Origin of the sequence: Streptomyces sp. ME19-01-6 (assembly GCF_033793745.1) — a bacterium.
Taxonomy (GTDB): Bacteria; Actinomycetota; Actinomycetes; order Streptomycetales; family Streptomycetaceae; genus Streptomyces.
The window spans coordinates 498,157-523,152 of record NZ_JARAXF010000002.1; the positions used below are offsets into that span (position 1 = coordinate 498,157).

The 24,996-nt window shown below is 72.8% G+C and carries 1 protein-coding gene (only partly in view); it reads right to left on the minus strand.

Going from position 1 to position 24,996, the window contains the following annotated elements; translation table 11 throughout:
- A protein-coding gene (locus PV419_RS05885; protein WP_319686587.1) for a lonely Cys domain-containing protein crosses the window boundary here: on the minus strand, nt 1-24,994 show its 5' portion. It extends 14,309 nt beyond the left edge of the window; the window shows 24,994 of its 39,303 coding nt (coding positions 1-24,994); it begins with the start codon at nt 24,992-24,994; the stop codon falls past the left edge of the window.
- Between the last annotated feature and the right edge of the window lie 2 nt (nt 24,995-24,996).

The following is a 24,996-nucleotide window of genomic DNA, read 5'->3' on the forward strand; positions in this document are numbered from 1 at the left end:
GGATGCGTACGTTCCGCCCGCCGATCCGGATCTGCTTCCAGCCGGGACCGCCGATCCTCGCGGTCACCGCCGAGCCCGTGCCCATCATCTCCCGGCGCAGCGCGCGGGTGACCCGGGCCGAGGTCAGCCGGTGGATGGCCTCCCGGCTCTCGTCGTCGATGGCCAGGTCGTCCAGTTGCCGCTCGAACCCCTCCACCACCTTGGAGGTGTCCACGGAGTCGACCGGGTACGTGGCGAACGGCGCCTTGCGGAACCACCGCGGCTGGAGCCAGTCCCGGCGGGTGTACGTCGGGCCACCGCCGAGGTCGTCGCCCCGGATGAGGCCGAGCCGGTGGGCGGCACGCTCGGGCAGGTGGCCCAGCCAGCCGCCCTTGATGACCTGCCGCTCCCCGGCCCAGTCACGCAGCCTGCGCACCACCGCGCCCAGCGGCGAGAGCACGCCGGAGGAGCGCATCTCGGCGGCCACCTCGTGCTCGGCGTCGCCGGTGGTGAGCACCTGGTGGCCCTGGTCGACCCGGTTGATGTCCGAGGTGACCGTGCGGGTGATGGTTCCGCTGGAGCCCCGGGTGCGCCACCACGGCTTCCAGACCATGCCGTAGTTGCCGGTGACGGGCGAACCCTGCTGGTGGGAGTGGCCGTAGACGGCGGTCAGACCGGCCGACTGGGTGAAGGACTTGCTCTGCGCCCCCGACATCCTGTTGCTGCCGCCGACCGTCATCTCGGTCTCCATCGGCTGCGGCCGGGTCAGCGCGCGCAGGTTGGTGACCCGCATCCGGTGCACGACGGTGGCCAGCCAGTCGATGTAGGGCCCCTTGCCGAACAGGCCCGTGGTGCGCGATCCGGTCGCGCTCGCGTTCTGGTCGACGTTGGCCGTCAGGAACTGCGGCTGCTCCGGGCGTACGGCGGCGTCGTGCGCGGGGGCGCCGACCCGGGTCAGCTGCCACTTGTTGTGGGACGCCTTGGCCAGCACCCGGTCGACGATTCCCGGGGAGGTCTTGTCGGCCACCACCGAGAGGGTCTGGTGGGGCACCCCTTCGAGCGGCCCGGGTTGCCGGCCGTCCTCGGTGGAGGCGTCGAGCAGCTTCCTGGCCTCGTCGCGGGTCATCGGGGCGCGGGTGACCGGGTTCGGGTCCAGGTACGGGTTGTCGGCGCCCGGCGCGTGCGGGTCGGTCTTCGGGGAGTGCTCGGACGGGATGCTCAGCAGCACCTTGCCCCGGACGGCCGGGACCTCGGCGTCGCCGCCGATGATGTCCCCCCGGCCCTTGGGGCCGCGGACGAAGAGGGAGGTGCCGAGAATGCCGAAGCTGACCAGGCCGCGCAGCAGGCTCCGGAACCGCCAGTAGCCGCCGGTGCTCATGGTGAGGGTCAGGTCGTAGGAGTACAGGTTGCCCGGCTTGGTGCTGATCGACATCTGGTCGAACGTGGCGGTCGCGCCGTAGTTGGACTCGTCGCGCGTCTGCCCGGCCGCCTGGTAGCCGAGCTGCCCGGTCATGGCGTGGCTGGGGAACCCGATCTCGTCGACGGCGGTGTCCCGCATCGACGCCAGCGCCTCGAAGCCGAACTCGGCTCCCTGCACCCCGTACTGGCTCTCGCCCAGGACCGTGGCGCCGGGCGCGCTGTGGCGCAGGATGGTGTCCGTGGGGGACACATAGGTGCGGTTGGTCAGCTCCGCGTCGATCCAGATGTGGTAGTAACCGCGGGTGAACCGGCCGGGGCTCACCAGGCCGATCCGGATGCCGGTCCGGCTCATCGCCTCCAGGTTGCCGGCCATGCTGTGGTGCGAGAGCGCGTTGATGACGGTCAGCGTGTTGTGCAGCACCATCTGGTAGTGCGCGTGGTTGCGCCACCTCTTGTCGCCCGGGTCGCCGAGCTCCTCGAGCGTGGCGACCATCGTCGGGTACTTGCGGGAGACGGCGGTCAGCACCTGCCGGGTGAACGAGTCGAGCCGGTTGCGCTCGGCGAAGGTGACCTCCGGGCCCGCCTCGGTGGCCGGGCCGGGCTCGATCGCGGGCACGGTGCCGGTCCCGGTCCCGCTGTCGGTTTCGGAGACGGGCGGGGGCGTGGTCCCGGAGGAGGTGTCCTCGCCCTCGGTGGCCGCCGCGAACTTGCGGCTGTAGCGGCCGTTGGCGTAGAGGAACTGCACCGGCCGGGCCATGCCGAGGGTCGGCGGGTGGTTCTCGGTGAGGTAGGCGGGGGCGTACGGCTCGGTGGCGCCGAAGGTGTTCTCGTCCTCCATGCCGGCCAGGCGGCGCGCCTCGGTGCGCGTCATCCGGTCCAGGCTCCAGGTGGTGAACGGCGTCGCGTGCGCGTCTCCGGTCTTGCGGATCCAGACGGTCTTCTCGACCCGGTACAGGTCGGTGGTGACGTTCTTGGCCCGGCCGACCGAGCGGACGGCGCCCGAGCCGCCGGTCATCGCCGAGCGGCCCCGGGTGTGCCCGATGTGCGCGCTGGGGCCGACCTGGATCCGGGGCTTGACCCGGTTCATCCAGTCGGAGATGACGTTCTGGAGGCCGAACGTCGGCAGATTGAAGGTGGGTCCGAGGACGAGGGAGAAGTCCTTGGCGATCGCCTTGGTCTGCTTCCGGATGTTCTGCACCGTCAGGAAGGCCGAATCCCGCAGCTCCGCCTTGTCCGTCTCCGAGGCCAGCACGGCCCGCCCCGGGACCACTCGCTCGATGACGAAAGCGCCCAGCGGGGTGCGCTTCTTGTCGTCGGCGAACAGTGGCTTGCCCGTAACCGAGCCCCGGGCCATTCGCCCGGCGAGCTGGTGGAAGTTCCGGGAGGAGATGAACCGGTCCAGCTCCCGGTAGGCCGAGGAGTCCGGTTCGGCGCCGATCCGGTCCACCGCCCAGTCGCGGATCCGCGCGACGGGCCCGAAGTCCTCGGTGATGACGAGCCGGTAGTCGGACTCGGGCCCCAGCTCCAGCGTCCTCGGGGTCCGGCGGAGCTTGGGGTCCTTGGTCACGGCCTCCGGCAGCCGCGCCCCCAGCCCGTGGCGCACACCGAACGCGAACTCCACGTCCGGGGCCGCCGCGGTGGCCGGCTTCGCCCGCCAGCGGGTGCCCAGGACTCCCCGCTTGGCCGGGCGCGGCGTTTCGGCGTCGGTGATGCGCACCTCGACGTACGCGTCGTCCAGGTACGAGTGCGAGGTGTCCCACCCGCGGGTCTCCCCCACGTTCAGGACCTGGTCCTGCATGGAGTAGTTGACCTCGCGGATGCGGCGCAGCCAGAGGCGAATCCGGCCGAACGCGGAGAAGACCGTCGACTGCGGCCCCAGCGGCACGGTCGGGGCGAGCTGGCGGGTCTGGCCGACCGTCTTCGAACCGCCGATGCTGGCCTGCGCGCGGGACGCGTTGTCGACCTTGACGGGGGAGGTGCCGTCGGTGAACTTGGTCCACTCCCCGTAGTTGCGGACCCTGATGTGCATCCTGCGCAGCCGCCCGGACTCCGCGCGGTACACGAACTCGCGGCCCTCCCCGACGAAGGTCTGCGGGCGCTCGCGCATCGCGCGCTGCACCCGGTCGAAGACGGACTCGTCGATACCGCCGCCACGCACCCGGTGGCGCCGCGACGGCTCCTCGCCCGAGGCCGTCTCCGCGCCCTCCGCCTCCAGCTCGGCGTCGATGTGCTCCACGATCCGCTCCCAGCCGCGGAGGTAGACGTCGCTCTGTCCGAAGGCGATGGGCATGGCGGTGTCGTCGGACTCGTCGCCGGGGAACGCCAGGAAGCCGTCGACATAGCCCGGCATCCGGCTGTCGTCGGTGAACTTGCTGGGCCGGTGCACCTGCGGCGGCGGCAGCATGTCCCTGTCGATGCGCGGCCGGCGGCGCACCTCCAGCTCCTCGTCGATCTGCCGCCCGGCCGGCCACGGCCGGGGGTTCTGGCCGGGCGGCGGGGTGGGCCCGAGCGTCGAGGGCGGCGACGGCGGGGGCGGGGGCGGTGAGGGCGGCCGGACCTCGGTGAGGGCGGTGGTGAGGTCGGGCAGCGGATCGTCGAGGCCCGGCACCCGGCCGCCGAGGTCGGGCAGCGGGTCGTCCAACCCGGGCACCGGGGCGTCCAGTTCCAGGGTCGGGGCGGGTGCGCGGCGGTCGCCGCGCGAGGAGCCGGGGGCGTCGGCGTCGAGCGGCGGGGGCGGCACCGGCCCCGGCATGCTCACCGGGTCCAGCGCGCGGGGAGCGGACACCCGGATGTCCCCGGCGGTGGGGGTGGCCCCGGTGGCGGGTGAGGGGTGCAGGGAGAACACCGGGTGCGCCGCCCCGGCGGCCGTGTGCTTCCCGACGGGGAACTCGGTGGAGTAGGTCTCCCGGCCGATGCGCTGGGCCAGGTCCTGCGCCAGGCCGGGGGCGAGCCGGTCCAGTTCGGAGACGGCCAGGAAGACGGGGACGGCCTGGTCGAGGGTCAGCAGCTCCGGGTCGCCCGCCACCAGTTCGAGGAACTCCGCGGCCGGCACCCGCCGGGTCACCCCGGCGTACGACACGAAGAGGTGGCTCGGGTCGTTGCGGTCCAGCTCGGCGCGGACCACGTACGGGTGCGGCCGGTCGCTCCCGTCCGCGGTCTTCCCGTGCCATGGCGCGTCCACCGGGCCGCCGGGGGTGTGGACCTTCGACAGGTCCACGGCGGTGTCCCCCCGCGGCGTGGCCAGCAGATGGCGCCCGGCCGCCGGGCCGCCGGCCGTGACCGGGGGCATGGCCGTGGCGGCGGACAGGGCCTGTTCGGTCTCCAGGTGGTAGGCGCCCACCTGGGCCGGGTCGGCCCCGTCGCGGCCGACCCCGTACGCCGCGGCCGTCAGGTCCCGCGCCTGGTCCCGCCGCGCGTCGTCCACCTCGGACGGGTCCAGGTGCAGCACCCCCGCGGTGTACGCGTCCAGGCCGGCGGCGTCGAGCGCGCCCAGCGCCTCGTGCGCCTTGACCCGCGCCCAGAACATCCGCGAGCGTTCGTCCTCGCCCACCTCGTCCGGGCCGGAGAGCTGGAGGACGTCCGCGATCTCCCGCGTCACGTCCGGGCCGCCCAGCCAGGCGACGGCCCGGTCCACGGCCGGCGGCAGCGTCACGAAGTCGCCCAGTGACGTGCCGGGGCCGCTGCCGAGGGCCTGGGCGAGCACCGCGCGGTAGTCCGCTCGGCTCGGCCCGGCCTGCCCCAGGGAGAGCTTCGCGGCGGCGACCCGCTGGAAGAACTCCAGGGTGAACGGGCCCGCCTGCCGGAAACGCGGATCCTCCCGCCACATCCGCTCCAGCGCAGCCGCCCCCCGCAGCAGTTCCGCGTAGCCGGGGTCCTGCTCGATCCGGACGTCGTCGTCGACCTCGTTCCCGAGCGTCAGCTTCAGGGCCCGCACCAGCTCCAGCGTCCGCTGCCGCGCCTCCTCGGACACCGGCCCGGGGCCGCTGTGCAGCCCGATGGCGCGCGCCCGGCGGTCCAACTCGTCGGTCTCCGGCTCCGGGAAGAACTCCGCGTACGACCCCCAGCGCCCCTGCGGGTCGGTCACCAGGCCATGGACGTACTCGCCGTTGTGGAAAAAGACGCCTGAGCTGACGGTCGTGGCGCTCGTCTTGTTCCGCATCTCGTTCGCGTAGTGCTGGCCCTGGGCGACGTCCCTGAGCGGGTTGGGCACGAACGCGCCGGCGTTGCCGTAGCCGCGACGGGACGGGACAGCGCTGTCCTTCGGGGAACCCGCCTGGCACATCACCAGGGCGAGCCAGTCCTCCTTCTTGTCCTTCAGGAGGCCGGTGAAACTCCTGCGCTTCTTGAGCCACTTGGCGCCCGCGTCGCCCCACGCCGTGTGCTTTTCCCCGTCGTCCAGGGCGAAGGACGTGTAGCCCGCCCTGCCGTGAGCGGCGAAGAACGCCTTCAGCTTCCCCCGGGCGGCCGGTTCCAGGGGGAACGTCTCGGAGATGGTGCCGGTGGCGAAGTTGGCGTGCACGTACTTCGTCACCTGGTCGAGGTGGCGGAAGTCCTCCTCCCGTATAGCCAGATGGTCGGGCGAGTAGGAGGCGCGGCCGATCTGCAGGCCCGTCGCCGCGCTCGCCAGCGGGGAGGACAGCACGTCCTCGTGCCAGTCCTCGTCGCTCCCGTCGTCCGCGTCGTCCGTGTCGTCCGCGTCGGGCAGCATGCCGGGCGGGACGGGGAACCAGGAGCCCACCGGGCGCCCGGAAGCGGTGAAGACCGCGACGGCCAGCCGGCCGTCCGGCGTGGTCATCAGCCGCGCGTCGCCGCTGTGCGCCCATACGGTGCGGCCCGTCCGCTCCGCCAGCAGCCGCGCCAGGTACTGTTCGCCGTCGCCGGCGAACGGCATGGCCAGCACGATGGGCGCGTCCGCGGGGAGGCCCGCCAGTTCCTGGTCCTTCAGGACCTCCGCCACGAACCGCTCGGCGCTCACGGTCCGCGTCGTGCTGCCCAGCGCCGGGATCGTCACCCGGTCGCCGACCATGGTGGCCGCCAGCAGGTACGGCGTGGGGCCGCCCAGCCACCTGGGGACCTTCGAGTCGAGGATCCGGGGGGTGTCGCCCGGCCGCTCCTCCAGGAGGCCGATGGTGTCCGCGTACAGCTCGCCGTCGGGCAGGCCCGTCCAGTTCAGGCCCGGGACCCGGGTGCCGCCCGTGGTGAAGCGGTGGTCCGCGTAGCGTTCCGCGTCCTTCTCGGCGCGGTACGCCGCCACCTCCGCCAGGCTGCCCGCCCGGCCGTCCCGCATCGCCGCGTCGGTCACCGCGTACAGGTCCGCGCGAAGTGCGTCGGTGACCGGGGTGGCGTCGGCCAGGCCCAGGACGCGCCTGGCCAGGGCGGCCGGCCGGAACGGGCCGTCCCGTAGACCGGGTTCGGCCTGCCGCAGCTCGTCCAGGCGCAGTGCCGTCGCCGAGTGCCGGTCGGCGGTGATGCCGATCGTCACCGAGGCGGGCGCCGGATCCGGTGACGTGGTGCCGTCGGTCGTCACGTGGAGGGTGAAGCCGCCTGCGGACAGGTTCGCTCCGGCCGCGCCGAGCGCGGTCAGCGCCCGGTCGAGGTGGCGCCGGAACACCGCGGCCACCGCGTCGGCCCGCGAGCGGGCGAGCCGCTGGTCCGCTCCGCTGCCGTGTCCGGTGATGCGGATCGGGGTCTCGGCCAGCTTCGCCCGCTTGTTCCGCAGGCCGGTCTCGGCCACCCGGGCCGCCAGCCGCTCGATCTCCGCCTCCTGGTCGGCGGACACCTCGGCGGACTGCCCGTCGAACGCCACCGGGGTGGACCGCGGCAGCACGGACGGCCCGGGGGAAGAGGCGGCGGGCGGGGCTACGGGAGCAAACCTGCCGGTCGGCGTCGCCGGGGCCGGTGCGGCGGGCGGATCGCCGACGGGCATGGTGTGCACCTGGTCCGAGTCGATCCGGGCGGCCAGCTCCGCGATCCGGCCCGCGGACAGGCGCGGGCCCGGCGCCGGCGGCCGGGCGGCCGACGCCCGCGCCAGGGCGGACCGGAGCGCCGGGGGCAGCGCCGGCATCGGCGCCCAGGGCGACGGCATGATCCGGCCGGCGCTGCGGGGCAGCGGGGCCGGCACCGGGCGCGGGGTGTCGACCGGCGGGTTCGGGGTGATGGGTTCGGTCTCGCGGAAGTCCGCGGCCGTGGGGGCCGGGCCGCTCGGAGACGGGATCAGGGCGATCACAGGCGTCTGGGAGCCCTGGGCCGCGGGAGGCGTGATCCGGTCCACGGGCAGGGAGGTCGAGTGGACCGGATGGCCGATCCGCTGGGCGAGCCGTTGCGCCAGGCCGGGGAAGTGCCGGTCGAGCTGCGAGATCTCCAGGAGGACGGCGGTGTTCTGTGGCGTGACGAGCAGGTGACGGTCGCGTGCCAGCAGCTCGACGAACTCGGCCTCCGACACGCTCACATCCGAGCCGTTGAGGAACAGCGCGAGGCGACCCGGGTTGTTCCAGTCCACCGAGGCCCGCACCACGTACGGGGCCGGCCGGCCGGGCCCCGCCCACGGCGCGTCCACGAGACCGCCGGGCGTCCAGACCTTCGACAGGTCCAGGTCCGCGGTCTTCGGCGCGTCCACGAAGTGGCGTCCGGACGCCAGTTGCGGCGGGTCCCCCGGCTTGCCGGGGGTGGACACGGCGGTGGCGTCCGACAGAGCGCCCAGGCTCTCCAGGTAGCCCGCCCTCACCGTGACGAGGTCGCCCCCGTCGCGCCCGATCGCGTACAGCGCGGCCATCAGCCACCGGGTGGCATCGCGCAGGTCGTCGTCGGGCGTCACGCCGAAGACCTGGGCGGTGATCCGGTCGATGTCCATGCCGGGAGCGGCCAGGGCCTCGTACATCTTGACCCGGGCCCAGAACACCCGGGACAGCTCGGCGGTTCCCACCTGCTGCGGGTCGTCCAGGGCCAGGGCGGCGGCGGTGGCCACGGCCGGGTCCACACTGCTCCACCAGGCGGCCGCCTCGTCCAGCGCCCCGGTCAGCCTCGGGGCGAAGGCGGTCAGGGGCGTACCGTCGGGCGCGGCCGCCGCGGCGGTGAGCACCGCGCGGTAGTCGTCGTGGCGGGCCTCGGTTTGCCCCGCGGGGAGACGGGCGGCGACGATCCGCTGGAGGAGGTCCAGCGTGAAGGGGCCCGCGTCGTCGGACCGCGGGTCGTCCCGCCACATCCGGTCCAGCGCGGCGGCCCCGCGCAGCAGTTCCGCGTACTCCGCGTCCTGCTCCACCTGGACGCGGTCGTCGATGTCGTTCCCCAGCGTCAGCTTCAGCGCCCGCACCAGACGCAGCGTCTGCTGCCCGGCCTCCTCGGGCACCTCCCCCGGGCCCGTGTGGTATCCGGCCACGCGGGCGCGGCGGTCCAGCTCGGCTGTGTCGGGCTCGGGGTAGAACGTGACGATCGCGCCGAGCCGCCCCTGCGGGTCGGTGTAGACCGTGATGACGTATTCGCCGTCGTGGAACAGGACGCCGACCGGCCCGAAGGTGGCGCTGACCTTGTGCCGGGTCTCGTTCGCCGTGTGCTGTGCGACGGAGATGTCGGCGAGCGGATCGGGGACGAAGGCGGTGGACAGTGCGTGCAGCGCCCCGGGGAAGACGGTGTCCGGGTTCCCGATGCCCGGAACGGCACGGTCCACGGGAGAGCCGCTCCAGCACGACTCCATGTGGATCCAGTCGTCCTCGTCGAGGTTCTGCACGCTCTTGCGGTGCGCGAGGTACCGGGGCCCCTCGGCGCCGTAGGCGTAGTGGGTCGTGCCGTCCGCGAGCTGGAACGCCATCCAGCCCAACTCGCCGTGTCCGTCCCAGGTGTACCTCCCACCCAGATACGGCAGCGGGATCTTCCCGGACACGACCTCGCCCGTGACGCCGTTGAGGTGGACGTAGTGCGTCATCGTGCCGAAGTGACGCTGATCGTCCTCCGTACCCAGCCGCACGACCTCATCGTCCGGCAGGCCGGAGCGGCCGGCCTGCCGCTTCGACCGCACGTCCATGATGGTCCGCGTCAGCACCTTGCGGTACCACTCCGGGAGGCCGGGGCCGCGGTCGGGCGCCATACCGGGCGGGCTGGGGATCCAGTCGCCCTGGTGACGGCCGCTCTCGTGGAACACGCCGAGGGACATCAGGCCCTGCTCGCTGCTGGCGAGCACATGGCCGGAGTGTGCCCACACCGTTCTGCCGGTCCGCTCGGCCAGCAGCCTCGGCAGATCAAGCCCCTGGTCGCCGGCGAAGGGGACGGCCAGCACGATGGGGTGGTCCTTCGGCAGGCCCTCCCGCTCCAGGTCGCGCGCGACCAGCTCGATGAACTCCCCGGCGGTCAGGTCGCGGGTCGTGCCGTCCGGCCACGGCACGACGACCTTCTCGTGGGTGCCCTCGGCCGCCACGACATAGGGCCTCGGCCCGCCGAGCCACTCGGCGTCGGGGGTGTCGGCCACCTCGGAGCTGCCGTCCGGCCGCTGCTCGATGATGTCGAACGAGTCGGTCATCACCTCGGCGACCTTCTCGTCGGCCCAGTTGAGGCCCGGGACACGGGTGCCGCCCACCGTCAGGTAGCGGTCCCGGTTCGGGGCGATCACGCCTTGCTGGAAGACGTGGTACGCGCCCAGCGCCGCCAGGCTGGTCGCCCAGCCGTCCGCGGCGGCGTCGGTGATCAGCGCGTGCAGCCGCTCGCGCACGTTCGCGTCCACCGGAGCGTCCGGGGGGAGATGGAGGATACGGCGGGCGATGACGTCGCCGTCCAGCGGGTCGTTCACCAGGTCCGGGTCGGCGAGGCGGAGTTCGTTCAGCGTCGCGGCCGGGTCGGCCGACTCGATCGTCACCTGACGGCGCGCCGCCGCCACGTCCGCGTCCGGAGTGGTGCCGGTCTCCCCCACGTCCGAACCGCGCCCGCGCCAGACGATGTGGAAGTCGTCCGCCGTGATCCGGCTGTCCACGGGGACGTTCGCCTGGAAGCGTTCCAGCGCGCGGTTCAGGTCGTCCGTGAACCGCTCGTACACGGCGGCCGCGCGCCGCAGTGCCTCGGCGTCCGCGTCCTGCGCCGTGCCCTCGCCGTAGCCGAGGATGATCGCGCCGGGCTTGGCGACGCCCCGGCCGTGGTGGTCGAGACCGATCCGGGCCACCTGGTCGGCCAGGTCCCTCAGCGCCGTCCCGGCGTCCTCGGACAGCGTGGCCGACCCCGGGGCGAAGTGCACCCGCGTGAGGGGCACGGGGCCGGGCGCGGCGGCCGGGGGTGTGACCGGGGCGACGTGCACCGGCGGCGGGGTCGCCGGCCGCAGCCCGGGCATCGGCGCCCCGGGCGCCGCCCGGACCACCGAAGCGGGCTGCGGCCGGGGCTTGGCGACCGGTACGCCGTCGGGGGCGACGGACGACTCGGTGTCGGAGTCGGGCTCGGTGTCGGTGTCGAACTCGGCGTCGAACCCGGTGTCGGAATCGGTGTCGGAATCGGCGTCGGTGTCGAACTCGGCGTCGAACCCGGTGTCGGAATCGGCGTCGGTGTCGAACCCGGTGTCGAACTCGGAATCGAAGAGGCCCGGCACGGTGTCCGGCTCGGAGGTCGTGAACGGCCCCGTCGGCTCGGTCAGTTCGATCGTCGTCTGCCGCAGCACCTCCGGGTCCGCGTCACCGGACGCCACGCCCTCGCCACGGCTGCGGGCGGTGAACCGGAAGTGCGCCGCGGTGAGCCGGTTGGCCTCCGGCACCCCCCGCTGAAGCCCGGCCAGCACCTCGTCCAAGGAGTCCTCGAACCACGCGAGAACCGTCTCGGCCCGCTCCTGCCCCATCTCCCGCGCCCGCACCGCCGGACCCTCGCCGAAGCCGGTGACCACACCCGACGGCAACGGCCGCCCCGCCCGCCAGTCCGCCAGTGCCGAAGACGCCACCTCACGCGCCAGATCCTCGATGTCCGCCACATCGTCCTCGGACACCATGGTCGACCCCGAATCGAACCGCACCGTGAACGCACGCCCCGCCGGAGCCGGCACCGCCTCCGACGCCGCCAGGGGAGGCGGGGCCGGCACGGGGCGGGACGTGTTGGTCGGGTTCTGCGGGTCGACCGGCTTCGTGGAGGTCCATTCCACGGCCGCCGAGGACCCACCGGCCTGGGCCGGCGGGTTCAGGGTCAGCACCGGGCGCTGCGCGCCCTGGGGCACCGTCTGGCTCGGGACGGCCGAAGTGGTCCAGATCTCCCGGCCGAACTGCTGGGCCATGTCCCGCGCCAGCCCGGGGAAGTGGCGGTCGAACTCGGCGATGTCCAGCAGGAGCGGAACCGCCAGGTCCCTGCCGAGCAGGGAGCGGTCGCGGTCCAGCAGCTCGGTGAACTGCCGGGGGGTCAGACTCCTGGTGACGGTTCCGAAGGACACGAGCAGGCGGCCCGGGGTCTTCGGATCCACCGTGGCCCGCACCACATAGGGCTCCGGCCTGGCCGTGTTCGTCCTCGTGTCCTTCCCCGCCCACGGCGCGGCCCGCACCCCGGACGGCGTCCGGATCTTCGACAGATCCGGGAAGGCGTCCTTCGGTCCGGGCCGGTAGTCGCGTCCGGACACCTCGTTCGGGGTGCCGGGCGCGTGCAGGGCCGTCGGATCGGCCACAGCGCCGAGGGTGTCGAGGTGGTACGCGTACAGCACGGCGGGATCGGACCCGTCGAGCCCGATCGCGTACGCCGTGGTCATCAGCTCCCGGGTGAAGTCGCGCCCCGCGTCGTCCACCTGGCCGGCGGAGGGCAGGTCGTACAGCTGGGCGGTCAGCTCGTCGAGGTTCACGGACGTGTCCAGCGCCTCGTACGTCTTGACCCGCGCCCAGAACATCCGGGACCACTCGGCCTCGTAGGGCGTGGTGGAGCCGTCCATGCGCAGGGCCTTGGTGGCCACCTCGGACAGGTCCACCGTGGCTTTCCACTCGGCCGCCCGGACCACCGACGACGGCAGTGTCACGAAGTCGCTCAGCTTCGTACCGTCGGGGGCGGCGGCCGCCGCCTTCAGCACGTCCCGGTAGTCGGCCTGACGCGCCTGTGTCCACCCCGCGGGAAGCCGCGCCTCGACGATCCGCCGGAAGAGGTCCAGCGTGAACGGACCCGTGCCGCGGAGCTGCGGCTCCTTCATCCGCATCCGGTCCAGCGCGGCGGCACCGCGCAGCAGCTCCGCGTACTCCGGGTCCTGCCCCACCCGCACGCCGTCGTCGACGTCGTTCCCCAGCGTCAGCTTCAGCGCCCGCACGAGGCGCAGCGTGTGCTCCCGCGCCCAGGGCGGGGGCTGGGGGCCGGTGTAGTACCCGGCCTCGCGCACCCGGCGGTCCAGCTCGGCGGCGTCGGGCTCGGGGTAGAACTGCTGGAACCATTGCCGCCGCCCCTGGCGATCGGTGGCCAGGATCCGGAAGGGCATGTTCTGGTACAGCCCCACCCCGTCCAGGCGGATGAGGGCGTTCGTCTTGTGCCGGGTCTCGTTCGCGACGTGCTGTCCCATGGGGACGTCCGCGAGCGGATCGGGGACGAAGGGGCCGGGGTAGGAGCGGCCCAAGGCTCCGAAGCCGGACGGCACGGCGCGGTCCGCGGGCGAACCGGCCCAGCAGATCAGCAGCTCGTTCCAGTCGTCCTCGTCGAGCGCCTGGCTGCTCTTGCGGTGCGCGAGGTACCGGGCCCCCTCGGCGCCGTAAGCACGGTAGACGGTGCCGTCCTCCAGCGGGAACACCAGGAAACCCGAGCCACCGTGCATCACCCAGTGCTGCCGCTTCGCGCCCGGCTTGCCCGGCCGTACCAGGCGAAGCGGCTTCGAGTAGCGGCCGGTGGCCGGATTCCAGTGAGCGACCGCCTTGATCGAGTCGAGTGCGTCGTGGAGCCTTTCCCGACGGTCACGGACGACCTCGTCGGGGCGCAGCGCCTCACGGCCCGTCCGCTGCCCCGTGATGCGGCTCATGAGGGTCCGGGTGATCACCTTGCGCCACCAGGCCGGGGCGTTCGGGTCCCGGTCCGGTGCCATTCCGGGTGGGCTGGGGATCCAGTCGCCCTGGATCGCGTCGGCCTTGTGGAGGACCCCGATGTGGGGGGCGTCCGCCGTGGCGAGACCGCTGTGCGACCACACCATCCGGCCCGTCCGGTCGGCCAGCAGCCGTGGCAGATCGAGTCCCCGGTCACCGGCGTGCGGAACGGCCAGCACGATCGGCGCGTCGAGGGGCAGCCCGGACAGCTCCGGATCGTTCGCGATCAGTTCCACGAACTCGTCGACGGTCAGGTCCTGGGTGGTGTCGTCCGGCAGCGTCACCCGCACCATGTCGTGCCGGCCCGAGGCCACCACGACGAACGGCGTCGGGCCGCCCTTCCACGGGGCGTCCTTCGTGCCGATCACCTGGAGGGCGCCGTTGCCGTCACTCCGCAGGATCTCGATCGTGTCCGTGTCGTCCAGGTCGAGGACCTTGTCCTTGCCCCAGTTGACGCCCGGCACCCGTATGCCACCCACCTTGAGGTAGCGGTCCCGGTTCCCGTCGAGCACACCCTGCTGGTCCAGGTGGTACGCGCCCAGGGCCCCCAGGCCGGTCCCCCAGCCGTCCCGGCTCGCGTCGATGACCAGGTCGTACAGCTCCTGGCGTACGGCATCGTCCACCGCGGCGCTCGCGGGCAGGTGCAGGAGGCGACGGGCCATGACATCGACGTCCAGCGGGGCGTGCCGGAGGTCGGCGTCGGTCCTCCGCACGGCGTCCAGCGCCGTCAGCGGGTCGACGAATTCCAGCGTCACCTGCCGACGCGCGTCCGGGGCGGGGGGCGTGACGGACGGTTCGAGGTCCTGACCGCGGGAGCGCCCGACGATGTCGAAGTCGTCCGCCCGAAGACGACGGGTGCCCTGGGCGACGCCGGTCTGGAGGCGGGTGAGCGCGCTGTCCAGGGCGGCCAGGAACTCGTTGTGCACGGCGCCCGTGCGCTGCTCGCCCTCCTCCAGCGCCTCATCAGCCGCGTCCGGGCCCGCCCCCTCGCCGTACCCGCTGATGGTCACCGCGGGGATCGGCCGGCCCCGGCGCCAGTTGTGCCACGCGGACCTGGCCAGGGCGTCGGCCGCGGACGCGATGGCGGACCCGGCCTGAACGGACAGCTCGGTGGAGCCCGCCGCGAACGGCAGCCGCACGGCCTTCGGCGGCGCGAGGGGGGCGGTGGCGCCCGGACCGGCCACCGGCGCGGTGTGCACGGGCAGCGAGAACGAGGACCCTCCGGGCGGCCCCGGCACCGCCGGCCCGGACGACCGCAAGGTCCGCGGCCGCGGGCTCGCGGCGTCCGGCACGGGAGCCGCGGACACCTCCCCCGTGGTGTGATCGCTCACCGGTACCCGCGCCTTGTCGGCGCGGGGAGCCGGGCGGCGCACCGGGGAGGGGGCGGACTCCGGGTTCTGCGGCTCGACGGGATCCGTGGGGCGCGGCTCCCCGATCACCCAGATCCGCCGGCCGAGGCGCTGGGCCAGGACCCCGGTCAGGCCGGGGGCGTGGGCGACGAGTCCCTGGATGTCCAGCAGGACCGGAGTCCTCAGGTCCTCCGCCAACAGGTCTTCGTCACGGGCCAGCAGCTCGGCGAACTCCTGGGGCGACAGGCTCCTGGTGAGGGGGCGGCCGGTGACGGACTCGAAGGTGACGAGCACCCGGCCCGGGGCGTTCGGGTCGGTCTTGGCGTGCACCGTGTACGGCACGGGCTTGTCCTGGCCCGTCCGGTACTTCCCGGCCCACGGGGCGTCCACCGGCCCCGACGGGGTCTGGATCTTCGACAGGTCCGGGGCCGTCCCGTTCAGGGACCCCAGGAAGTCCCGTCCGATCACCTCGTCCGGATCGCCGGGCGGGGACAGGGCGGTGGTCTTCGACACCGCGCCGTTCCTGTCGAGGAGGTAGGCGACCATCACGTCCGCGTCGGCTCCGTCGAGCCCGCCGGCGAACGCCCTCGTGACGAGGTCCTGGGTGAACTCGCGCTGCCGGTCGGTCACCTGGGCGGACGGGGGGAGGTCGTACAGTCGGGCCGTGATCCTTTCGAGGTCGGAGCCGCCCCACGCCTCCTCCATCTTGACCCGCGCCCAGAACATCCGGGACCACTCACGCCTGCCCACGTCGCCGGGGCCGCCCAGGCGCAGGGCCCGGACGGCCGCGTCGACGACGTTCGCGGTGTCGAGCCAGTGTGCCGCGTCGTCCAGCGACGAGGGCAGCGTCACGAACGTGGCCGCCGTCGTCCCGGCAGGGGCGGCGGCCGCCCGCTTGAGCACGTTCCGGTAGTCGTCCTGACGCGGGGGTGTGCCCGCGGGAAGCGTCGCCGCGACGACCCGCTCGAAGAAGTCCAGCGTGAACGGGCCGGCGTCCCCGAACCGCGCGTCGAGGCGCCACATCCGGTCCAGCGCGGCGGCACCGCGCAGCAGCTCCGCGTACTCCGGGTCCCGGTCGATCCGCAGGTCGTCGTCGATCTCCTTGCCCAGCGTCAGCCGCAGCGCCCGCACCAGCCGCAGCGTCGCCACCCTGGCCACGGCGGGGGCCGGTCCCGGGCCCGTGTGGTACCCGATCTCCCGCGCCCGGCGGTCCAGCTCCTCGGCGTCGGGCTCGGGGAAGTACTGCTGGTACGAACCGCGCCGCCCCCGGGCGTCGCTGTCCAAGGCCCGGATGTATTGACCCAGGTAGGTCTCCGTGGCATCGGTGAGGGTGCTGCAATTGACCTTCTTCCGGGTCTCGTTCGCGACGTGCTGCCCCATGGCGACGTCCGCGAGCGGGTCGGGCACGAAGGAGCCGGGGAAGCTTTCGCCGAGGTTGACACGGGAGCCGTCCACGCCCCTGTCCCGGGGCGAACCGGCGTAGCAGACCACCAGCTCGATCCAGTCGTCCTTGTCGAGCTCCTGCACGCTCCTGCGGCGCGCGATGTACCGCGCACCCTCTTCGTTCCAGGCGCGGACCACCCCGCCGTCCTCCAGGGGGAGGCTGATGTAGCCGGGCCCGCCGTGCGCGTCGAAGTAGTACCGCCTGGTACCCGGCTTGCCCGGGCGCGGCAGCGGGAGCAGACCGCTGACGAACCTCCCCACAGCGGAGTTGTAGTGGGCGTAGTGCTTCATCGCGGCGAGATGACGCTGTTCCCCCTCCATCCCCTTCTCGGCGACCTCCTCCGGACGGAGCGCGGTGCGCCCGAAGCTCAGGCCCGTGAGCCCCACGAGGGTCCTGTTGACCACCTTGCGCCACCAGCTCGGATCGTCCGCCCTCGCGTCGGGCGCCGTGCCGGGCCGGCTGGGGATCCAGTCGCCCTGGATGCGGCCGTCCCGGTGGATCACGCCGATGCCGTACGTCTGCGGCCCGGTCTCGTAGAGCGTGGGATGTCCGCTGTGCGCCCACACCGTCTTGCCCGTCCGGTCCGCCAGCTTCCGCGGCAGGTCCAGCCCCCGGTCCCCGCCCTGGGGGATGACCAGCACGATCGGGATGCCCGGAGGTGCTCCGTCCAGGTCGGCCGCGACCAGTTCGACGAACTCGTCGGGGGTCAGGTCGCGTGCCGTACCGTCCGGCCACCTCGCCGTCACGCGGTCGTGGCCGCCCTCGGCCACCACGGTGTACGGGAACCAGCCCGGTCCCCACGGGGCCGGCCCCCCGCCGACCTTGTCGAACCCGCCACCGGGACGTTCCCGCAGGATGTCGACCCCGCTGACGTCCAGTCCGACGACCTCTGCCGACGGGCTCCAGTTGAGACCCGCGACGCGCTGGCCGTTCACCGTGAAGTGACGGGCCCGCTGCCTGGAGATCAATCCCTTCACGAAGGCGTGGTACGCGCCCAGCGCCCCCAGGCTGTCCGCCCATCCGTCCTGGTACGCGTCGTGGACCAGCCCGGCGAACCGTTCGCGTTCGCCCAGGCCCACGGGGGCGCCGTCGGGGCGGTGCAGGATGCGGCGGACCAGACCGTCCATGTCCGGCGGCGCGTTCCGCAGGTCGGGATCGGCCTTGCGCAGGTCGTTCAGCAGCGTCATGGGCGAGACGACCTCGACCGTCACCCGGCGGCGCAGTGCTTCCGCGTCGCCGCCCGCGGGCTGCCCGACGTCCCCGTCGGAACCGCGGTAGTCGATGGTGAAGTCATTGGCCGTGAGCTGCTCATCGGCGGGAAGGCTTTTTTGGCGGCGGCTCAGCTCGATGTCCAGACTCGCCAGGAACTCCACGTACGCGTTGGTGGCGCGGGCTTCTCCTTCGGCCTGCGCCTCCGCGTCCGTTCCCTCGCCGTACCCGGTCAGGATCACGAAGGGCAGCGGGAGGTCGTGTTTGCGGCTGCGCAGCCCGTCCCGGGCCACCCGTTCGGCCAGTTCCTCCAGTGACTCCTGGGCGGCCTCTGACAGGTCGGTGTCCGCCGGCTCGAAGGACACCTCCGTCAGCCGGGGGGCGTGGGACCAGAACTTGTTGGCCGGGCTCCCCACCGGCGCGGTGTGCACCGGCAGGGTGACCTGACCCACTCCGGGCATCGCCTGTCCGGACGATGCCCGCGCCCCCGGCCGGATGGGGGCCTGCGGTCTCGGCTGCGGCTCCGGCTCGGCCGACGGCACCTCGTCGAGCCCGAAGGCCGAGGCGAAGAGGGAGTCGGTGTCGGTGTCCGTGTCGGTGTCGGTGTCCGTGTCGAAAACGAAGTCGGCGTCGAGTACGGGCTGCGTGGTGTCCGGCCGCGGAAGGGCGGCCTCGCCACCGGCCGCTGGGGGCCCCGCCGCCCCGGCCGGATGCTTGCCGGTGAAGCCCTTGGCCGTCGGCGCCTCCGCGATGTGCGACAAGGGCTTCGGCGTGAGGACCGGGTGCCGCTGCGGCCCGGGCTGGGACAGCCCGATGGGGTACGCATCGGTGTCCGACGGAATCCCCGCGGGTTCGGTCGCCTCGGTGGAGGGGGGCGGGCTCTGCGTGATGACCGACATGGGGGCATGCCCCGTGGTCAGCGCCGGAGGCTCGGTACGTCCCCAGTCGTCCGCGGCACTCGACTGCGCCGGGTCCGCCGTCACCACGATCACGTGCTGCTTCGCCGCGCTGTCGGCCACCACCGTGGCGGGGTGGGCGGGCGTCAGCACCGTCCTGGCGGTCCCCTCCCGGGCGGCCAGGGCCTCCGCCATCCTGGTGCCCCCGGGGCCCGTGCCCGGTCCGACCAGGGCGATGGGCACGGTGAGCGGGGTGGTGCGCAGGGCCTGCGCGACCAGCGCGACGATCTCCTCGTACGGCACCTTGCGGGTGGTGCCGCCGCGCCAGGGGATCTCGGCGTGGTCCTGGTCGCCGTCGACCATCAGCACGAACTTGGGGCCCTGGGTGGTGCGGCTCTCGCCGCTTCCGGTCGTACCGTCGGGCGACACCCGGTAGACGTCCGTGTTCAGCGGGCCGCTGAGGGGCTTGCCCGTCAGGTTGAGGCCCGTCGTCTGTCCGGCGGGCGAGATGACGGCCGTGGCCGGGGACAACAGCCCGCTCCGCCTGAGGTGGTGCGCGGCCAGGGCGACCGGGTCGTACACGTCGACGCCGATCAGCGCGGCCCCCGCCATCAGCCACAGGGCCATCTGCCGCATCGCGTCCGGGTTGGACGGCGCGCCCTCCACGTGCAGGATCCTGGCCGCCAGGGCATCCGGGTCCGGGTGGTTCATGAGCGCCGGCCCCGCCTTGGCGAGCGCCCAGAACACCAGCGACCGGGAGGGCTGTCCCGGAGCGGGGAGGGCCTTCAGCCCCATGGCGCCGAGGCTCTGCGGGGGGAGCAGCCCCATCATGGCCGCGGTCTGGTCGAGGACGGTGAGCGGGACGAAGTCGCGCAGGGCGACCGGGCCTGGCGCGCCCTGGAGACGGCCACGCGCCTCGCCCAGTACCTGCCGGACGGCGCTGCGCAGTTCGGTGGAGTCGGCGAAGGCGGCCGGCCTCGGCTTCGGTGTCCCCCGCTGTTCGAGGTGGGCCCGCACCACGAAGTCCAGCAGGTCCAGGCTGAACGGACCCGCCTCCGCCAGCCCCGGATCGTCGCGGCGCATGACCTCCAGCGCCCCGATCCCGCGCAGGAGCTTCTGGTACTCCCCCGACGGGTCGTCCCTGCCGTTCTCGACCTCGTGGCCGAATACCTCGCGCAGGGCCCGTACCAGCAGCAGGGTGTTGTCCCGGTCGGCCTCCGGCACCGGGGCGGAGTCCGGTATGCCGAAGGCCACCCGCGCGAGCCGGTCCAGCACCTCCGGCTCGGGCTCCGCCCGCAGCTCCGACCACGCCCCCTGCTCGCCCCGGACCGAGGCAAAGATGCCGGCGAAGCCCTGTGTCACCGAGAAGCCGTGCACCCGGTTGGGGACGATCAGCGGGTGGTCTTCTCCGAGCTCGTTGGCCGCCTTCTGCGCCTGGGAGATGGTCGTCAACGGGTTGGGCACGAAAGGCGTCTCGACGCCATCGTGTACGGCGACGGGAAGGCTGCCGTCGTAGGCCGCGTTGGCCCAGCACGAATGGGCCACGATCGGAGTGCCCTTGGGGAGCGCCCGCACACTCGGGCGGCGCTTCAAGTAGCCGCCGACCTGGTCACCGGCGGCGGCCTTCCCCTCGCCGTGCCCATCGTCGGCCGTCGCGTCCACCGCGAAGAAGAAGCCCGGGAGACCGTGCAGGATGAAGTGATAGGCGTTCCGCCCGTACCACGGCGTCTTCTCCGCAGGGCCGAGCGCCTGCTTGGTGACCGGGTCGTAGTGGGCGAACTGCAGGTTCTGGAGGTTGCCGAAGTTCACCTCTCGCTCGACCACATCGGCGTCGGTCAAGACGGCCCGGCCACCTGGCCGATTGGTCCCCGGCGTGGTGAGGGTGACGCTCTTGACGTCCCGGTCCATCAGCCTCGAACCGTCGGCCAGAACGATGAACCCGTTCCCCGCCTTGGCCCACGCGCCGTCCGGACCCAGGTCGTCGGGGCTGATGGAGATCCATCTGCCCCGCGGTATCCCCTGCGCCCGCTGGTCCGCCGAGGGGACGTTGTACCGCTTGGTGTTCGGGTTGTAGATCAGCAGGGGTGTGCCGCTGTGCACCAGCAGCCCCCGGCCGATGCCGGCGGAGATGCCCCGGGGCATCTCCAGGCCGCCGTCACCCGCGTGCGGCACCACCAGCGTCACCACGGCCTGGGGGCCCCGCTTGGCCAGCTCTTCGTCCATGGCGAGCAGTTCGGTGACCTCGTCGCCCGGCACCCGACGGGTCGAACCGTCCGGCCACGACACCACGATGTGGTCCGGCCCGCCGTCCGCGTCCACGAGGTACGGACGGTTGCTGCCGGACTGGTCGGGGCCGGGCGTGGCGGGCGGCGGTGTCTGCCGGTCCCTGAAGGTGCGGCCCACCACCGAACCGTCGTCGGGGGAGAACAGCAGGGTCCGCCCGGACAGCACATCGCCCCGCCGGACGAGGTGGAACGCGCCGAGAGCCGCGAGGCTCTTGTCCCGCCCCTCGGCCATCGCCTCGTCCACCAGCGCGTACAGCTCGTCGCGCACCGCCGCGTCCACGGGCGCGGCCGGGTCCAGGTGCAGGATCTTCCGCGCCAGCGGAACCAGGTCGAACGGGCCGTCCTCCAGCTCCGGGTCCGTACGGCGCAGCTCGTCCAGCCGCCGCACCGCGGCCGTCCCGGACGGCAGCTCGAACTCGACCACCACCTGCCGGGCGTCGCCCTCCCCGGAAACCTCCCCCGGCTTCCGGCCGGACGCCGCGACGGTGAACGTGCCCGCCGCGCCCGGCCGCTCCAGCCCGGCGCGGTACGCCTCCGCGACCGCCGCGGCCCGCCGCCCGGCGGCCCCGGCCCCGGACGCCTGGCCGCTGTCGTCGTAGCCGGTCACCACCAGGCGCGGCCCCGGGAGACCCGCGAGGGCGTTCCGCTCCCCCGCCTCGATGGCGCGCCCGACGAGCTCCCGGATGCGGGCCCGCTGGTTGTTGCTGGGCTTCTCCGCGCCCTCCGCGAAATTGATCCGGGCCGACACCGGCAGCACCGACTCGGCAGGGCCCCAAGTGTGCTCCGTGCCTTCCCGCTCCGACAGCGTGAGGGAAGCCATCCCGGCGGTGGCGGAGGCGGAGGCGGCTTCCCCGGCCGGGGCCGCGGCCTGCTTGCCCTTCGACCCCGCGGCCTTCTTTTTCTTCCCCGCGTTGGTGACCAAGGTGTCGCCGTGCGGCGCGGCCCACACCCCGGCCGCGGTGCGCACGGGTTCGCCGGGCGTCGCCGGTGCGAGGGGCGCAACGAACTCGACGGTCGTCCGCGGCGCCTGCGGGCTCGCGCCTCCGGGTGCGGCGGCCGACCCGGCGTTCCCGCCCCGTCCGGCCGTCGAGGTGGCGGTGGGCCGGGCCGGGGTAGGCGCCGGGTCGGCCGGGAGGTCGGTGGACGTGGTGGCGGTCGGCGTCGGCGGGAGCGGGTCAATGGCGGTGACCTGGGCCTGCGACTCGGTGGGCGTCGTGGCGCCGCTGCGGACGAGGGGGATCTGGCCGAGGTTCTTCCGGAGCGTATCGGCGAGCGCGAGGCCCGACGGCGCGTCCAGCCCGTGCCTCAGCAGGTGGTCGGCGATCTGCCGTACCGCGTCGCGGTACGTGGCCTCGGCGTGGCGGGAGTCCGCCAGGAGAGGGGTCGACGCCGGCGGCAGCACCAGGGAGACGGCCTTGTCCCAGGCGCGGCCGACGGCCAGCCGCTCCGGTCCGTCGTCCGGTATCGCGCCCGCGAAGTCCGCGTACGCCGACTGCCAGATGCGCCGGGTGGCGTTGGCCGCGGTTTCGTCGAGCGGGGCAGGCCAGGGACCGGACCGCACCATCTGGACCTTGACGTGGTCCACCGGGGCCAGATCGCTGTCGTGCACCGGGAACCGGTCCACGCCGAGGACCGCGGCGGTCTGCTGCCTGGGTCCTGGTGTGACGCCCGCGGCGTTCAGCTCGGCGATGTCCACCTCGTCGTCCGGGTCGAGCAGAGGCGGGTTCTCCGGCAGGTCGTCCGGGATGACCTGCTGGGCGATCCACTGGCGCTGCGCGTCGTCGCGGTGGACGACGGGCACCTGCCGCGACCTCTCGTCGCCCTCGGTGCCCTCCTGGCCCGGGGTGTACGGGTCGCCGTGCGGGTCGACGCCGAGGCCCCGCAGCCGCGCCGCCGCGTCGAGCATCCGCCCCCGCGCCTGCTCGGCCCGGTGCCCGGCGTCCTGGTGCGCCGCGGTGTCGGCGCTGGTGCCGACCCCCGTGTCCAGCCGCTCGCCGATGGTGTCCACCTCGGTCGCGGCCGAGGTGAAGGAGTCCAGCGCGTCCTCGTAGTCCCTCCGGGCGCGGACGACCTCCTCCTGGTCCGGGAGCGCCGGGGTGGCCGGTGCCTTGCCCCGGTCGGCGGGGTCCGTGTCGGGCCGGGTGTCGGCGTCGGTGTCGGGGGTGACGGCCGTGTCGGTGTCCGCGTCGATGGCGAAGTCGTCCGACGGGCCGCCGGACGTCTCGGTGTCCGGACGCGGTTGCTGCTCCCCCTCGGTGCGGGGTCCCTGTCCCGACTGGGGGGTGCCGGAGCCGGAGTGCTGCCCGGACGAGGGCGAGTGCGGAGTGGTGGCCGGGGTCTGCCCGCCACTGTGAGTGACGGGGGGCAGGGCCGTGCCCGCGCTCCGGTTTGCGGGGGTGTTCTGGTCTGCGGGGGTGCTCTCGCTGTTCTCGCCGGGAGCCCCGTCGAACGCCGTGTCCGGGTTGGAGACCGTGGGGGTACGCGTCGCCGGCGGCGCCGGGACGCTCGACGAGTCCGGGAGACCCGAGGTGCCCGGCAGACTCGACGAGTTCCGCAGGCCCGAGGTGTTCGGGAAGTCAGAGGTGTTCGGGAAGCCAGAGGTTCCCGGGAAGTCAGAGGTGGCCGGGAAGTCAGAGGTGGCCGGGAAGTCAGAGGTGGCCGGGAAGTTAGAGGTGGCCGGGGAACCCGAGGTGTTCGGCGGACCATCGGGGACCGTCTGGAACTCCTTGTTCCCCTTGAAGTCCTCGACGTCCCCGGGCGTCGAGAGACCGGACCCCGTGGAGTAGGAGCCCGTCGGCGGCAGGTTTCTCCCAACGGAGCCGGGCTGGTTCAGCGGCGGGTACTGCGGGGTGGCCTGGAAACCCTTGTCAGCCGTGAAGTTTGCGTGGGGCACATTCGACGACGAAGAGTTGTACCCCGGGAAGGGGAGAGGGGAGGGCGAGGGGGCGGGGGCCGTGGCGCGGTCCGAACCAATGGAGTTGATGGAGTCGAAGGAACCGGCGGAGTTGATGGACGCGGCGTCGTCGAAGACGGAGGTGTCCGAGGAGTTGGAGGAGTCGGAGGAGCCGTACGAGTCCACGGAGTAGGTGTCGGAGTCGCGGCCGCCGGGCGTGAACGAGCTGTTGTCGCCGGGCAGCGAGCCGTTGTCCTCGTACAACGAGCTGATGCCCTCGTACATCGAGCAGCTGTCCCCGTAGTCGGGGATATCCGAGGACGACGTGATGGGGAGGGCGGACTTCGGGATGTCCGGGGGCGCGTCGGAGCCGGAATCGGAATCGCCTGGGGAATCGCTCCCCGCCCCGTCCCGGAGATCAGCTATCGCATAGCTCTTGTTGATGAAGTCGGTGAAGATGTTCCCGTTGGGGAATGCCTTGCCGTGCAGCCAGCCGGCGCCGGACTCCAGCGCGTACCCCGCGCCCATGTCCGCCATGCCGCTGGTGCCGGAGAAGACGAACGTCTCCCACTTGAACGCCCAGTTGCCGTGGAGTATCCCCTGGGAGACCACCTCGCCGAAGCCCTCGCCCAGACCGTGGGTGACAAACGTCGCCGGGAAGTCGTAGGCCATGTTCTTGATCGTGTAGGGATTGAACCCGCCGGGGTTCTTGAAGATGCGATCAAGATGCGGTGAGTTGAAGTCGATGTCCTTGAACGTGTTCCCGAAGTCTCCGTCGAACTTGTCGAAGATGTCCTTGTCGAAATTCTTCTTGAAGAAGTCCGAAATGCCCTTCTTGAAGTAGTTCGCCGCGCCCCGGAAGACGTCGATGAAGAGACCGGTCATGAAGCCGCCGAAGAAGCTGTCCCGGAGGTTGCTCCCGTCGATGCCCTTCGGCCTGCGTGCCGGGGGATTGATGACGAGCTGCGCCAGGTTGACCGCGAGGGCCTGGATCATCTCCTGGACCGCCTCCAGCAGGGCCCCCGCGATGGGGAAGAAGTTGAGCAAGCGCTGCATCGCCATCAGAATGCCGAGCGCCGCCCGCGCCCTCACCAGTGCGGCCGTGGACAGCGAAAGACCGCCGGTGAAGAAGGACATCGCCGAAAGCGCGGCCAGCTCGATGAGCATCATCGTGATCTCGGCGATGATCTCCCACTTCGCCTGCTGGATCTTGATCGACTGGTTGGCCCGCTCATTGGGCAGGTCCATCCGGAGTCGGTTGAGCAGGTCCCCGATGCCGTCCGATCCGCTGGAGTCGAGCAGTGGCCCCATGGCCTTGTTGATCGCGTCCCCGACCTGCTTCGGAAACGCGCGGGCGACATCCCCCAAGGAGTCCCGGAGGTTGTCCAGGGCCGCAGTCAGCTTGTCGGCGAGATCGGGATACTGGTCCTGGCTGTCCCACGCCAGGTTCTCCCTGGCGCCGATCGGCTTTTCACCGATGAGGACCAGGATCCAGTACCGTTCCTTGGGGCTGAAGTTGATCTCCCGCATGG